We start from the raw sequence: 15,109 nt of genomic DNA on the forward strand, positions 1-15,109 counted from the left end.
GTAGATATTGCCAATTGAATGTAACTAAGGGAGACATGTTATGCTAAATAGATACTACCGTTTCGCAGTCGAAAAAGACGACCCCTCCGAAGCGCCAGAGTCGGGCGATAAGCCTGACAGCCAGCCGCAAAAAAAATCGTAATTTATCTGGATATTCCCCGACGTTTTTACGTTTGGGGAAATAACCGTTTCGTTTCAACCTGGTTGCGAACAGTGAATATTTTACACGAAGTGACTATATATAAACGGGAGGGAACATGGAGTTTGATGCCTTCTTTTTAGCGAGACTCCAGTTTGCCTTTACCGTCTCTTTTCATATTATTTTCCCCGCGATTACGATTGGCTTAGCCAGTTACCTGGTGGTACTGGAAGGTTTATGGCTAAAAACGCGTAATCCTGTCTGGCGCTCGCTCTATCAGTTCTGGCTCAAAATTTTTGCCGTCAACTTCGGGATGGGCGTGGTCTCCGGTCTGGTCATGGCTTACCAGTTCGGAACGAACTGGAGCGGTTTCTCCCAGTTCGCCGGCAGTATCACCGGGCCTTTATTAACCTATGAAGTGCTCACCGCATTCTTCCTGGAAGCGGGATTCTTAGGCGTGATGCTTTTTGGCTGGAACAAAGTCGGGCCGGGCCTGCATTTCTTGTCTACCTGTATGGTGGCGTTGGGTACGTTAATGTCGACGTTCTGGATTCTGGCGTCTAATAGCTGGATGCATACCCCGCAGGGATTTGAAATTCACAACGGTCAGGTGGTCCCGGTGGACTGGTTCGCGGTGATTTTCAACCCGTCGTTCCCGTATCGCCTGTTGCATATGTCCGTTGCGGCGTTTTTAAGTAGCGCGATGTTTGTCGGCGCGTCCGCAGCCTGGCATTTACTGAAAGGTAACGATACGCCGGCTATCCGCCGTATGTTCTCGATGGCGTTATGGATGGCGGTCGTAGTGGCGCCCGTTCAGGCATTGATTGGCGATATGCACGGCCTTAACACCCTGAAGTATCAGCCGGTCAAAATTGCCGCGATTGAGGGGCACTGGGAAAATACGCCCGGCGAGCCAACGCCACTTACGCTGGTAGGCTGGCCGGATATGGAGGCGGAACGGACCCGCTATGCGCTTGAGATCCCGGCGTTGGGCAGTCTGATCCTGACGCATAGCCTGGACAAACAGGTGCCTGCGCTAAAAGATTATCCCAAAGAGGATCGCCCCAACTCTACCGTGGTGTTCTGGTCTTTCCGTCTGATGGTGGGCATGGGCGTACTGATGATCTTCCTGGGGCTGGCCAGCCTGTGGCTACGCTACCGACGCCGACTGTATCATTCGCGGCCCTTTATGCACTTTGCGCTGTGGATGGGGCCGTCCGGGCTTATCGCCATCCTTGCCGGATGGGTGACGACTGAAGTAGGACGTCAGCCGTGGGTGGTCTATGGCCTGCTGCGAACGCGTGATGCGGTTTCCGCGCACAGCACCTTGCAGATGAGCATCAGTTTGCTGGCCTTCTTTGTGGTCTATTCCCTGGTCTTTGGGGTTGGCTATATTTATATGATTCGCCTTATCCAGAAAGGGCCGCAGCCGGCGGAGACACCGACCGCTGAAACCGATGGCAGACCCGCGCGTCCTATCTCTGCCGTGGGAGAATCGCTTGAGCAGGAGAAACGCGAATGACCATCGATCTTCCGGTTATCTGGTTTGCTATTATCGTGTTCGCCACGCTGATGTATATCGTGATGGATGGTTTCGATCTGGGCGTCGGTATCCTGTTTCCGTTTATTCGTGATAAACACGATCGCGATGTTATGGTGAACTCGGTCGCGCCGGTATGGGACGGGAACGAAACCTGGCTGGTGCTGGGCGGGGCCGGGCTTTTTGGCGCGTTCCCGTTGGCTTATGCCGTCATCACCGACGCGCTGACTATCCCGCTGGTGGTTATGCTGCTTGGTCTTATCTTTCGCGGCGTCGCTTTTGAATTCCGTTTTAAAGCCACCGAGTCGCATCGCGCGTTCTGGGATAAATCCTTTATCGTCGGGTCAATCCTGGCGACCTTTGCCCAGGGGGTTGTGGTGGGCGCGGTGGTGAGCGGTTTTCAAGTGGAAGGGCGAACCTTTAGCGGTTCGCAGCTTGACTGGCTGACGCCGTTTAATCTGTTCTGCGGTGTCGGTCTGGTTGTCACCTACGCGCTGCTGGGCGCTACCTGGTTGATTATGAAAAGCGAAGATCCGCTGCATAGCCGGATGTGCGCGCTGTCGCGCCCGTTGTTGATCGTCTTGTTGCTGGTGATGGGAGGCGTCAGCGTGTGGACGCCGCTCACCCACGACGACATCGCCGAGCGCTGGTTCACGCTGCCCAATTTATACTACTTCCTGCCGGTGCCTGTGCTGGTGTTGGCTTTTAGCGTCTGGCTATGGCGTAGCGTGAAAAAACCAGAATCCCATGCGCGTCCATTTATTCTCACGCTAGGGTTGATTTTTCTGGGGTTCAGCGGGTTAGGCATCAGTATTTGGCCGAATATTATTCCACCGGATATTTCGCTGTATGCCGCCGCCGCGCCGCCGCAAAGTCAAAGCTTTATGCTGGTTGGGGCGCTGATAATCATCCCGATTATTCTGGCTTATACCTTCTGGAGCTACTACGTCTTCCGTGGAAAAGTGCGACATGGAGAGGGATATCACTGATGGTTAAAGTGAAAAAATGGTCGCGGCGAGTCGTATGGATGGTCGCGATATGGTGCGCCAGCGTGCTTCTGCTGGCGGGCGTCGGAATGTTATTCAGACTGCTCATGACCTCCGCAGGATTTCGCTCCTGACTGATATCCCCCGGACGCGCTTTCGTCTCTCGCGAAAGCGCGTTTTTATCGACAGATCGGCGTTTATCGATCACCTTTGTTCGCCTTATCTCTCCCCTCAATAGCGGTTGATAATTATTCTCATCTTTATTGTCGTTCCCGGGCCGCAGTGATATGGTTACACAGTGGCTAACGCTCTGGTATAACGCAGATAAACGGTATTGATAATGTCTCCGATCTCCTGTCACTCTTCCGTCGCCCCGGCGATGAAAAAGATCTTTTCCGTCAGCGACTTCATCGCGTTTGGCGAGCGTTATGGCATTGATTACCGCTTCCCTGCGTTACCGCAGTATACGCAGAGTAGTCCCGTACTTCATGGCGATATCGAAGAGATAGCGCTTCCCGGCGGGATTTGCATTACACGCTCGGATGTTCACGTGTTACAACCTTATGAAACCACCTCTCGCCATAGCAGTCCGCTGTATATGCTGGTGGTGCTGGAAGGTAACGTCGCGCTGGCTGTCAATGAGCAGACCTTTTTGTTGAGCGCGGGGATGGCGTTTTGCTCGCAACTGAGTGAGCAGCAGACGATACGCGCCCATCACGGCGCAGACAGTAAATTGCGCACCTTGTCGCTGGGAATGTACCCGGACGGCGGGTGGCGGGAGCGTTTGCCTGTCTCGCTGGCAGACGAGTGGGAACGTAGCGCGGCCTCGGCGAGGGTCTGGCAGGTGCCGGAGTTTCTGCTTTCAGGGCTACGTTATGCGCAGCAGCCCGGACCTCATGCGGCGTCACGCCAGTTAATGCTGGAAGGCATCATGCTGCAATTGCTGGGCTATGCGCTAAATCTATGTCAGCCCGCAACGCAAAAACGCGGGCTTCCCGTCACCGGTGAATATCAGCGGCTGGAGCTCATTCGGCGTTTACTGGAGCAGACGCCGGAAAAAGCCTACACGCTGAACGAACTGGCGCGTCGGGCGGCAATGAGTCCAAGTAGTCTGCGGTGCAAGTTTCGCCATACCTATGGGTGTACCGTGTTTGATTATCTGCGCGATTGCCGCCTGGCGCGCGCGCGTCGTTATCTGATGGAGGGATACAGCGTGCAGCAGGCCGCCTGGATGTCAGGCTATCAACATGCCACAAACTTTGCGACGGCATTTCGTCGGCGTTATGGCTGCTCGCCCGGCGAGCTGCGTGACGCGTCTCTGACGGCGTCCCGACACTGTGCGTAACGCGCTCCGCCAGAGCGGTAATATCCGCCGCTAACCCGGTTTTCTGCCGCTTTGGGGGATTTTTTATCATTGCGCATAGGCAATCTGGCGTTACGCATAGTGGTCCGTTATCTCTAAAAGGTAATAATTCTTATTTACAATAAAGATGCCTTTGGAGATGTTCATGTTTGCGACAACGCGTATGGCGCTATTGATAGGCGGAGCTATCGGCGGCGCGACTTTTCCTCTTTCTGCCCAGGAAACCACAAAAAATGATACCGTCATTGTCACCTCGCCCGTTCAGAGTGGCGCGACCAAGCTGGCGACGCCAGATATTGAAACGCCGCAGTCGGTATCCATTATTACCCGCCAGCAGTTTGAAGAGCAGGGCGCAACCAGCGTGCGTCAGGCGGTCAGCTACACCCCAGGCGTATACAGTAATCAGATAGGCGCCTCTAACCGCTTTGATTACATCGTATTGCGTGGTTTTTCGGACGGTAGTCTGGATAACGTCTATCTCGACGGGTTAAAAATGATGGGCGACACCAATTCGCACAGTTCGTTGGTGGTTGACCCCTGGTTTCTGGAAGATATCGAGGTGGTACGCGGCCCGGCGTCCGTTCTGTATGGACGTTCATCGCCAGGCGGCATTGTCGCGCTGACGTCGCGAAAACCGGCGTTTGATGCCGGGGGAGAGGTGAAGCTGTTTGCCGGCAATCACAACCAGCGCGGGGCGGCTTTTGATGTGACCGGCCCACTGGATGACAATGAACGTGTGGCGGCGCGTCTTAGCGGCATGACACGTTACGCCGATTCGCAGTTTACCCCCTTGAAAGAGGAACGCTATGCGCTGATGCCGAGCCTGACCTGGCGAATTACCGATCGGACGCGCCTTGATCTTATGGCCTATCTGCACCGTGATCCGCAAGGCGGTAGCCACTCCGGACTGCCTTATCAAGGCACGGTTGTACCTTATAACGGCGGAAAAATTTCTAACACTTTCTTTGAAGGTGAAGATGACTACGACAAATACGATCGCCGTGAAAATATGGTGGGTTATAACATTGAGCATCTGTTCGATAACGGCTGGTCGGTACGGCAAAAATTGCGCTATTTGCATACCAAAGTGACGTTGAATCAGGTCTATGCCGCAGGTTGGTTGAATGAAACGGCGCTGAATCGCGGCTATTCCGGCTCCGGGGAGAAAATGTCGGCTATCGCGCTGGATAATCAGCTCGACGGCAGCGTGGATACCGGGGCGATTAATCATCGTCTGCTGGTGGGGATCGATTATCAGGATCGCAGTAATCATACTACTGGCTATTATGGTGCGTTTCCGCCGATTGACGCTTTCAACCCTGTTTATGGCGCTCAGCCGGATTACATTACGTTGTATAGCCGTGAAAAACATAAGCTGCGGCAGACCGGATACTATTTACAGGATCAGATGTCATGGGATCGCTGGCGTTTTATGTTGGGTGGTCGTTACGATCGGGTCAGCGTGTCTAACATCGACAAACTTCATGATTCACGCAGCGATCTCGATAAAAACAACGTCAGTACCCGTGCCGCGTTGCTTTATCTGTTCGACAATGGCGTCGCCCCCTATCTCAGTTATTCTACCGCGTTTACGCCGACCAGCTTCGCCGACGAAAACGGCAATGTGCTGGAACCGATGAAAGGCAAGCAGTGGGAGGCGGGGGTAAAATACGAACCGCTGGGGGGGAATAGCCAGTTTAGCGCCGCCGTGTATCGTATTAACCAGACCAATATCGCGACCAAAGAAGAACCTACCGATCCGTACCGCTCGATTGGTGAAATTGAGTCTAAAGGGGTGGAACTGGAGGCCATTAGCCATTTGTCGGATAGCGTCCGTTTGCAGGCGGCGTATACCTATACTGATATCCGTTATAAGAAAAGTAGCCCGCAAGAGCAGGGTAAGCGCGCGGTTTATGCTCCACGGAACCAGGCCAGCGCCTGGCTAAGCTACGATGTGAAAAGCGGTCTGTTAGAGGGGCTGACTTTGGGCTCCGGCATCCGGTACGTCAACGGCGTGACCAGCGATCGCCTGAATACCCACACGTTGCCGTCCTATACATTGGTCGATATGGTGGTAGGGTATGATTTATCCAGCATTGGGTTAAATGGCTTGAGCGCCCAGCTCAACGTAAATAACCTGACGGACAAACGCTATGTCGCTGCCTGTAATTCGCTCTCTTATTGTTATTTTGGTGCCGAGCGTAGCATTGTAGGCAGCGTTTCATGGGCGTTTTGATAACGCTTATCGTCCGGTAGCAAAGGCTACCGGGCAAACATTAGCGGTGCGTCACGCCTTCATAGAGAAGTCTGAGCGCAAACATCCCGATAATGGCGCCGATAACACGGCTGGCAATGCGCTGTATTCGCCCATAAGCGCGGCGGACTGCGGGGAGCGAAAAGGCCTGGCTGAGAAAAATACGCCAGATAACGGATGACAGCACAATTCCGGCCCAGGCCATTAACCTTGCCCATGTGGGCGTTTCTGCGCTAAGCGTTACGGAAAAAATACTGATAAAAAACAGTACGGTTTGCGGATTGGATAAATCGGTCATTAATCCCCGGCGAAAGAAAATTGTCCACGGGGCGGCAATCGGCGTCTGGAGCGTGCTCATTTGCGGCGTCGCCTGGTGGCGAATACTGTTCCAGGCGAACCATAATAAATAGGCGCCGCCGACAATTTTGATAAGAGAAAATACCGCTTCGCATTGCGTAATGAGCGTCGCCAGACCGAAAAGCCCTAGCCCGGAATAAAAGGCGTCTCCCGTGGCGACGCCCAGGCCGGTGATGACTCCCGCCCGGCGTCCTGATGCGAGGCTGGTTTGCACCACCACAAACAGATTCGCGCCGGGATTAAAAAAGGTTAACACAAACAGACTGACGGTAAGCACAACGGCATGAAACGGCTCCATAGGCAACTCTTCTCTTAGCCTCAAGAAATAACGTTCATCTTATTAATAGTCAAACCAGATGATTGCGAGTGAGATCACAAAGCAGGGGCGTTTTAATCCGCGTTGTTACGCCGACAGAACGGGGGCTGACTGGATTTTTCCAGCAATCTACACTACTTATTTAATCAGTCCGAACGGCCTTTTTGTTCTGATAAAGCGATGATGGCGTAATAATAAAACGAGGGTTTTGCTATGAAAACTGGCTACAAGGTTATGCTTGGCGCATTAGCGTTTGTTGTGACAAACGTTTATGCCGCAGAAATCATGAAAAAAACGGACTTTGATAAAGTCGCCTCCGAATACACGAAAATTGGCACGATTTCCACCACCGGGGAAATGTCGCCGCTGGACGCCAGAGAAGATTTAATCAAAAAGGCGGATGAAAAAGGGGCGGATGTGGTGGTGCTGACGTCCGGGCAGACAGAAAATAAAATTCATGGTACGGCTGATATTTATAAAAAGAAATAAAAGCGTTGCATCATAAAAATACCCGCCTGGGTTTCCGGCGGGTATATTTATTCCTGGCAACCGGCATCCGTTTTGCCGGATGACGGCCTGCAGTAAACGTAGCGCCATCAGGCATTCAGGACGCTGTCATTTGTCTTAATTACCCGACTGGTCTTTGGCTCCTGCTTTTAAACGACGCCACAGAGTGGTGCGGCTAATCCCCAGATAACGCGCCGCCGCAGTCTTATCGCCCTTAAAGCGCGCCAGTACATCCTGTAACGCGTGCGCATCCACGGTTGAAGGCGTCAGCTCTGCTGTGTTCACCATAAGCTCAGGTAATAACTGCCGCATAAATTGCCTGTCCAGCGTTGGCGCGGGATCGACGCTTAAAAAAAGCGCCAGGCGCTCCATCATATTACGCAGTTCGCGAATATTACCGGGCCAGCGCCAGGCCAGCAAAAGCGGCTGACACTGTGTCAATCCATGACGTATCGATTCGGTAAACGGAATTTCCATCGCCGCCAGCGACTGTTTTAAAAAGCTTTCCGCCAGCGGCAAAATATCAGCCTGCCGCTCGCGCAAAGGAGGAAGCGTCAGACGCAGAATACTCAGGCGGTAAAAGAGATCGGGGCGAAAACGTCCTTGCATTATCTCCCGATCCAGATCGCAATGCGTAGCGCTGATCACCCGGACATCCACCGGGATCGGCTGGTGTCCGCCGACGCGAGTGACGGCTTTTTCCTCCAGTACGCGCAAAAGTCGGGTTTGTAACGGCAAGGGCATTTCGCCGATTTCATCCAGAAACAGCGTGCCGCCGTGTGCGATTTCAAACAGCCCCGCCCGGCCTCCTCGTCGTGAACCGGTAAACGCGCCCTCTTCATAACCAAACAGTTCCGCTTCCAGCAACGACTCGGTAATCGCGCCGCAATTGACGGCGACAAAGGGAGGGGATGGCTTATTCTGACGGTGAGGCTGGCGGTGAAAAAACGTCTGGTGAATCGCCTGCGCCGCCAGCTCTTTTCCGGTCCCTGTTTCCCCCTGAATCAGCACTGCCGCACGGGAGCGAGCATAGAGCGTAATCGTCTGGCGGAGCTGCTCCATTTGCGGCGACTGGCCGCGTATATCGCCCAGTTCATACCGGGTTTGTAATCCCTTGCCGGATGGGTAATCCACGCGCTGGCGCCGTGTCAGACGGGTCATATCCAGCGCATCATGAAAAGCCTGACGAACGGTCGCCGCGGAATAAATAAAGATGGCGGTCATTCCCGCTTCTTCCGCCAGATCGGTAATTAATCCCGCGCCGACGACGGCCTCAATACCGTTGGCCTTAAGTTCGTTAATTTGCCCGCGCGCGTCCTCTTCGGTGACATAGCTTCGCTGTTCAAGACGGAGGTGAAACGTTTTCTGAAAGGCAAGTAAAGCCGGAATGGTCTCCTGATAGGTCACGATACCGATAGACGAGGTGAGCTTTCCCGCTTTCGCCAGCGCCTGTAATACATCGAATCCGCTGGGCTTGATGAGGATCACCGGTATTGACAGGCGACTTTTTAAATAGGCTCCGTTCGAACCCGCCGCGATAATCGCGTCGCAGCGCTCGGTCGCCAGTTTTTTGCGAATGTAGGTCACCGCCTTTTCAAAGCCGAGTTGAATAGGCGTGATGGTCGCCAGATGATCGAATTCCAGGCTGATATCCCGAAACAGTTCGAACAGACGCGTTACGGAGACCGTCCAGATCACCGGTTTATCGCTATTATCGCGCGGAGCGCTGTGGGCAGTCGTCATCGCAGTAGGTTCATCTTTAAGGGGCGATTTTTTGTTTTAAACGTGTTTCATAAATGTTGCAATGAAACAGGGCGATTCGTTTCATGAAACGTTAGCTGACACGTTTTTCTTTTCCCTTAATCGCGCTTATTCATAACAGGAATGACTGTAATCACCTGTTTTTAAATCTCATTGTATTTAATTTTCTCGCAACCTCTTTGCCTGGCATAGCCTTTGCTTTGGTGAATACATTCTGAGTAACAATTTACTAACATGAGGACGAGATATGTCTTTACATTCGCCGGGGCAGGCATTTCGCGCCGCGCTCGCTAAAGAGAATCCATTACAAATTGTCGGCGCGATCAATGCTAACCATGCTCTGTTGGCCCAACGGGCCGGGTATCAGGCTATCTATCTTTCTGGCGGCGGCGTAGCGGCGGGCTCGCTCGGACTGCCGGACCTGGGGATTTCGACGCTGGATGATGTGTTAACCGATATCCGTCGCATCACGGATGTTTGCCCGCTGCCGCTGTTGGTGGATGCGGATATTGGCTTTGGCTCCTCCGCCTTTAATGTCGCGCGGACGGTAAAGTCCATAGCCAAAGCGGGCGCCGCCGCGCTGCATATTGAAGACCAGGTTGGCGCTAAGCGCTGTGGACACCGTCCAAACAAAGCGATCGTCTCGAAAGAGGAGATGGTAGACAGAATTCGGGCGGCAGTGGATGCGCGCACCGATCCGAACTTTGTGATCATGGCGCGTACCGATGCGCTGGCGGTGGAAGGACTGGAGGCGGCTCTCGATCGCGCGCAGGCTTACGTGGACGCGGGGGCAGACATGCTGTTCCCGGAGGCGATCACCGAACTGTCGATGTACCGCCAGTTCGCCGACGTGGCGCAGGTGCCGATCCTCGCCAACATCACTGAGTTTGGCGCGACGCCGCTGTTTACGACCGACGAGTTGCGTAGCGCAAACGTGGCGATGGCGCTCTATCCGCTGTCGGCGTTTCGCGCCATGAACCGCGCCGCAGAAAAAGTCTATACCGTGCTGCGCCAGGAAGGGACGCAAAAGAACGTGATCGACATCATGCAGACCCGCAACGAGCTGTACGAAAGCATCAATTACTACCAGTTCGAAGAGAAGCTGGACGCGCTGTACAGGAATAAAAAATCGTAGCCTGTAGGCCTGATAAGGCGAAGCCGCCATCAGGCAATGCCGGATGGCACTACGTTTAACCCGCCTACGGTACGGCCTACACGCCTCAATACCCTACACATTACAATAATGACGAGGACAATATGACAGACACGACGATCCTGCAAAACAACACGCATGTCATTAAGCCTAAAAAATCGGTCGCGCTTTCCGGCGTACCTGCCGGAAATACCGCTCTGTGTACCGTGGGAAAAAGCGGTAACGATCTGCACTATCGCGGTTACGACATTCTCGATCTGGCGGAGCACTGCGAATTTGAAGAAGTCGCGCATTTACTGATCCACGGAAAATTACCGACCCGCGACGAGCTGAACGCGTATAAAAGCAAGTTAAAAGCGCTGCGCGGATTACCCGCCAATGTCCGTACCGTTCTGGAAGCGTTACCGGCGGCCTCGCACCCGATGGACGTGATGCGTACCGGCGTTTCCGCGCTGGGCTGCACCCTGCCGGAAAAAGAGGGACATACCGTCTCCGGCGCGCGCGATATTGCCGATAAGCTGTTGGCCTCGCTCAGCTCTATCCTTCTTTACTGGTATCACTACAGCCACAACGGCGAACGTATTCAGCCGGAAACCGACGATGATTCCATCGGCGGCCATTTCCTGCATCTGCTGCACGGTGAAAAGCCAACCCAAAGCTGGGAAAAGGCGATGCATATTTCGCTGGTGCTGTACGCCGAGCATGAGTTCAACGCCTCGACGTTTACCAGCCGGGTGATTGCCGGAACCGGTTCGGATGTCTACTCCGCGATTATCGGCGCGATTGGCGCGCTGCGCGGCCCGAAACACGGCGGAGCGAATGAGGTGTCGCTGGAAATTCAACAGCGTTATGAAACACCGGACGAGGCAGAGGCGGATATCCGTAAACGCGTGGAAAACAAAGAGGTGGTGATTGGCTTTGGACATCCGGTTTACACCATCGCCGACCCGCGCCATCAGGTGATTAAACGGGTGGCGAAACAGCTTTCAGAAGAAGGCGGCTCGCTGAAGATGTACCACATCGCCGACCGTCTGGAAACGGTGATGTGGGAGACCAAAAAGATGTTCCCGAATCTCGACTGGTTTTCGGCGGTCTCTTACAACATGATGGGCGTCCCTACCGAAATGTTCACCCCGCTGTTTGTCATCGCCCGCGTTACCGGCTGGGCGGCGCACATTATTGAACAGCGTCAGGACAACAAAATTATTCGTCCCTCTGCCAACTATACCGGGCCGGAAGATCGTCCGTTTGTCTCGATAGACGATCGTTGCTAACTCACTCTTATTAAAAATAAAACGCAGGAAACGTACCCTATGTCTACCCAAGAACTGAACATCCGCCCAGACTTTGACCGCGAAATCGTCGATATCGTGGATTACGTTATGAATTACGAGATCACCTCAAAGGTGGCGTACGACACCGCGCATTATTGCCTGCTCGACACGCTCGGCTGTGGTCTGGAAGCGCTGGAATACCCGGCCTGTAAAAAATTGCTTGGGCCGATCGTGCCAGGCACGGTGGTGCCCAACGGCGCACGCGTGCCGGGCACCCAGTTCCAGCTCGATCCGGTACAGGCAGCCTTTAACATTGGCGCGATGATCCGCTGGCTCGATTTTAACGATACCTGGCTTGCCGCCGAGTGGGGCCATCCTTCCGACAACCTCGGCGGTATTCTGGCGACGGCTGACTGGCTGTCACGCAACGCCGTCGCCGCCGGCAAAGCGCCGCTGACCATGAAACAGGTATTGAGCGGGATGATCAAAGCCCATGAAATTCAGGGCTGCATCGCGCTGGAAAACGCCTTCAACCGTGTCGGGCTTGATCATGTGCTGCTGGTCAAAGTGGCCTCGACCGCGGTGGTCGCTGAAATGCTGGGGCTGACGCGCGATGAGATCCTCAACGCGGTATCGCTGGCGTGGGTGGATGGCCAGTCGCTGCGTACCTATCGTCATGCGCCGAATACCGGTACGCGCAAATCCTGGGCGGCGGGCGATGCGACTTCGCGCGCGGTACGTCTGGCGCTGATGGCGAAAACCGGCGAGATGGGCTATCCCTCGGCGCTCACCGCCAAAACCTGGGGCTTCTACGACGTTTCATTCAAAGGTGAAACGTTCCGTTTCCAGCGTCCTTATGGCTCCTACGTGATGGAAAACGTGCTATTCAAAATTTCTTTCCCGGCAGAATTCCACTCGCAAACCGCCGTCGAAGCGGCGATGACGCTGTATGAGCAGATGCAGGCCGCGGGTAAAACGGCAGCGGATATCGAGAAAGTGACCATCCGCACCCACGAAGCCTGTCTTCGCATTATCGATAAAAAAGGCCCGCTCAATAACCCGGCGGACCGCGATCACTGTATCCAGTATATGGTCGCCGTGCCGTTGCTGTTCGGGCGGTTAACCGCGGCGGATTATGAAGACGAGGTGGCGCAGGACAAGCGTATTGACGCCCTGCGCGAGAAAATCGTGTGTTATGAGGACCCGGCTTTTACCGCCGACTATCACGACCCGGAAAAACGAGCTATCGGCAATGCGATCACCGTGGAGTTTACTGATGGCTCACGCTTTGGCGAGGTTGTCGTGGAGTATCCGATTGGTCATGCGCGTCGCCGCGCCGACGGTATTCCGAAGCTTATCGAAAAATTTAAAATTAACCTGGCGCGTCAGTTCCCGACTCGCCAGCAGCAACGCATTCTGGATGTCTCCCTGGACAGAGCCCGCCTGGAGCAGATGCCGGTTAACGAATACCTCGATTTATATGTCATCTGAGCCAGCCAGCAATAAGGCGTAAGTTCAACAGGAGAGCGTGATGTCTTTTAGCGAATTTTATCAGCGTTCCATTAACGAACCGGAGGCGTTCTGGGCCGAGCAGGCCCGGCGTATCGACTGGCGACAGCCGTTTACGCAGACGCTGGATCATAGCCGCCCACCGTTTGCCCGCTGGTTTTGCGGCGGCACCACTAACTTATGTCATAACGCCGTCGACCGCTGGCGGGATAAACAGCCGGAGGCGCTGGCGCTGATTGCCGTCTCATCAGAGACCGATGAAGAGCGCACATTTACCTTCAGCCAGTTGCATGATGAAGTCAACGCTGTGGCCGCCATGTTGCTGTCGCTGGGCGTGCAGCGTGGCGATCGCGTATTGGTCTATATGCCGATGATTGCCGAAGCGCAGATAACCCTGCTGGCCTGCGCGCGCATTGGCGCGATCCATTCGGTGGTCTTTGGCGGTTTTGCCTCGCACAGCGTGGCGGCGCGCATTGACGATGCCAGACCGGCGCTGATTGTGTCGGCGGATGCCGGAGCGCGGGGCGGTAAAATCCTGCCGTATAAAAAGCTGCTTGATGACGCTATTGCGCAGGCGCAGCATCAGCCGAAACACGTTCTGCTGGTGGACAGAGGGCTGGCGAAAATGGCGTGGGTGGATGGGCGCGATCTGGATTTTGCCACGTTGCGCCAGCAGCATCTCGGCGCGAGCGTGCCGGTGGCGTGGCTGGAATCCAATGAAACCTCGTGCATTCTTTACACCTCCGGCACTACCGGCAAACCGAAAGGCGTCCAGCGCGACGTCGGCGGTTATGCGGTGGCGCTGGCAACCTCGATGGACACCATTTTTGGCGGCAAGGCGGGCGGCGTATTCTTTTGCGCATCGGATATCGGCTGGGTCGTCGGCCACTCCTATATCGTTTACGCGCCGTTGCTGGCAGGCATGGCGACTATTGTTTACGAAGGACTGCCGACGTACCCGGACTGCGGGGTCTGGTGGAAAATTGTCGAGAAATACCAGGTTAACCAGATGTTTTCCGCCCCGACCGCGATTCGCGTGCTGAAAAAATTCCCGACGGCGCAAATCCGCAATCACGATCTCTCCTCGCTGGAGGCGCTTTATCTGGCCGGTGAGCCGCTGGACGAGCCGACGGCCAGTTGGGTGACGGAGACGCTGGGTGTGCCGGTTATCGACAATTATTGGCAGACGGAGTCCGGCTGGCCGATCATGGCGCTAGCCCGCGCGCTGGACGACAGGCCGTCGCGTCTGGGAAGTCCCGGGGTGCCGATGTACGGTTATAACGTCCAGCTACTCAATGAAGTCACCGGCGAGCCCTGCGGCATAAATGAAAAGGGGATGCTGGTGATCGAAGGGCCGCTGCCGCCAGGCTGTATTCAGACTATTTGGGGCGACGATGCGCGTTTTGTGAAGACTTACTGGTCGCTGTTTAACCGTCAGGTTTATGCCACTTTCGACTGGGGAATCCGCGACGCCGAGGGGTATTACTTTATTCTGGGCCGTACCGATGATGTGATTAATATTGCGGGTCATCGGCTGGGGACGCGAGAAATAGAAGAAAGTATCTCCAGCTACCCGAACGTAGCGGAAGTGGCGGTGGTGGGGATAAAAGACGCTCTGAAAGGGCAGGTGGCGGTGGCGTTTGTCATTCCGAAGCAGAGCGATACGCTGGCGGATCGCGAGGCGGCGTGCGACGAGGAAAAAGCGATTATGGCGCTGGTGGACAACCAGATCGGTCACTTTGGTCGTCCGGCGCATGTCTGGTTTGTTTCGCAGCTCCCCAAAACGCGTTCCGGAAAGATGCTTCGCCGCACGATCCAGGCGATCTGTGAAGGCCGCGATCCGGGTGATCTGACAACCATTGACGATCCCGCGTCGTTGCAGCAAATTCGCCAGGCGATCGAGGAATAGCCGTAAGCCGGATAAGCCGCGTCCGGCAACGGGTTAGACTC

12 protein-coding genes and 2 pseudogenes are annotated in these 15,109 nt (G+C 54.7%); 12 read left to right on the forward strand and 2 right to left on the reverse strand.

Features of this window, described 5'->3' with window-relative positions; translation table 11 throughout:
- The first annotated feature begins 40 nt into the window (after window positions 1–40).
- The 7 genes and pseudogenes from ssaA (at window position 41) to foxA (ending at window position 6,264) form a co-directional block, all read left to right on the forward strand.
- Window positions 41–142, forward strand: coding sequence for a small effector SsaA (gene ssaA / locus ACLD4F_RS11330; protein WP_000934834.1), 102 nt, complete (start codon window positions 41–43; stop codon window positions 140–142).
- A 115-nt stretch (window positions 143–257) separates the two neighbouring features.
- Window positions 258–1,661, forward strand: coding sequence for a cytochrome ubiquinol oxidase subunit I (locus ACLD4F_RS11335; protein ID WP_001749091.1), 1,404 nt, complete (start codon window positions 258–260; stop codon window positions 1,659–1,661).
- Window positions 1,658–2,668: a cytochrome d ubiquinol oxidase subunit II gene (gene cydB / locus ACLD4F_RS11340; protein WP_000151047.1), complete on the forward strand. Its 1,011-nt coding sequence runs from the start codon at window positions 1,658–1,660 to the stop codon at window positions 2,666–2,668. Before ACLD4F_RS11335 ends, cydB begins: the two co-directional genes overlap by 4 nt.
- Window positions 2,668–2,739 (forward strand): annotated as a pseudogene (locus ACLD4F_RS11345) (DUF2474 family protein); the annotation flags it as partial. The gene cydB and the pseudogene ACLD4F_RS11345, both read left to right, overlap by 1 nt.
- Window positions 2,718–2,910, forward strand: a pseudogene (locus ACLD4F_RS11350) (hypothetical protein). The pseudogenes ACLD4F_RS11345 and ACLD4F_RS11350, both read left to right, overlap by 22 nt.
- Before the next feature lie 95 nt (window positions 2,911–3,005).
- The gene (gene foxR, locus ACLD4F_RS11355; protein WP_156010211.1) at window positions 3,006–4,010 is read left to right on the forward strand and encodes a ferrioxamine uptake transcriptional regulator FoxR; all 1,005 of its coding nucleotides are present in this window, start codon (window positions 3,006–3,008) and stop codon (window positions 4,008–4,010) included.
- A gap of 145 nt (window positions 4,011–4,155) precedes the next feature.
- Window positions 4,156–6,264, forward strand: coding sequence for a ferrioxamine B receptor FoxA (gene foxA / locus ACLD4F_RS11360; protein WP_411010846.1), 2,109 nt, complete (start codon window positions 4,156–4,158; stop codon window positions 6,262–6,264).
- 40 nt (window positions 6,265–6,304) lie between these two features.
- Here the strand turns inward: foxA and ACLD4F_RS11365 are convergent, their stop codons facing one another.
- Window positions 6,305–6,937 carry a LysE family transporter gene (locus ACLD4F_RS11365; RefSeq protein ID WP_000433131.1) on the reverse strand — a complete coding sequence of 211 codons (633 nt, stop codon included), beginning with the start codon at window positions 6,935–6,937 and terminating at the stop codon, window positions 6,305–6,307.
- Between the two features lie 231 nt (window positions 6,938–7,168).
- On the opposite strand from ACLD4F_RS11365, the gene yahO reads away from it, so the two are divergent.
- The gene (gene yahO / locus ACLD4F_RS11370) at window positions 7,169–7,444 is read left to right on the forward strand and encodes a DUF1471 family periplasmic protein YahO (RefSeq protein WP_000848026.1); all 276 of its coding nucleotides are present in this window, start codon (window positions 7,169–7,171) and stop codon (window positions 7,442–7,444) included.
- Between the two features lie 135 nt (window positions 7,445–7,579).
- Here yahO and prpR read toward each other — a convergent pair whose 3' ends face one another.
- Window positions 7,580–9,205 (reverse strand): propionate catabolism operon regulatory protein PrpR, encoded by a 1,626-nt coding sequence (prpR, locus tag ACLD4F_RS11375; protein ID WP_094913711.1) that lies wholly within the window; start codon window positions 9,203–9,205, stop codon window positions 7,580–7,582.
- A 265-nt stretch (window positions 9,206–9,470) separates the two neighbouring features.
- Here prpR and prpB point away from each other — a divergent pair, with 265 nt between their 5' ends.
- From prpB to prpE, 4 genes are all read left to right on the forward strand, one after another.
- Window positions 9,471–10,358 (forward strand): methylisocitrate lyase, encoded by an 888-nt coding sequence (prpB, locus tag ACLD4F_RS11380; RefSeq protein WP_000052223.1) that lies wholly within the window; start codon window positions 9,471–9,473, stop codon window positions 10,356–10,358.
- A 122-nt stretch (window positions 10,359–10,480) separates the two neighbouring features.
- A complete protein-coding gene (gene prpC / locus ACLD4F_RS11385) occupies window positions 10,481–11,650 on the forward strand; it encodes a 2-methylcitrate synthase (protein ID WP_000132749.1) in 1,170 nt (389 codons plus the stop codon).
- A gap of 39 nt (window positions 11,651–11,689) precedes the next feature.
- Window positions 11,690–13,141, forward strand: a complete 1,452-nt coding sequence (locus tag ACLD4F_RS11390) for a bifunctional 2-methylcitrate dehydratase/aconitate hydratase (RefSeq protein WP_000107071.1) — start codon at window positions 11,690–11,692, stop codon at window positions 13,139–13,141.
- A 40-nt stretch (window positions 13,142–13,181) separates the two neighbouring features.
- Complete coding sequence (gene prpE, locus ACLD4F_RS11395) at window positions 13,182–15,068, forward strand: propionate--CoA ligase (RefSeq protein ID WP_411010847.1); 1,887 nt, start codon at window positions 13,182–13,184, stop codon at window positions 15,066–15,068.
- Window positions 15,069–15,109 lie beyond the last annotated feature (41 nt).

Origin of the sequence: Salmonella sp. 741265050_HSA, from assembly GCF_046569445.1 — a bacterium.
Lineage (GTDB): Bacteria > Pseudomonadota > Gammaproteobacteria > Enterobacterales > Enterobacteriaceae > Salmonella > Salmonella enterica.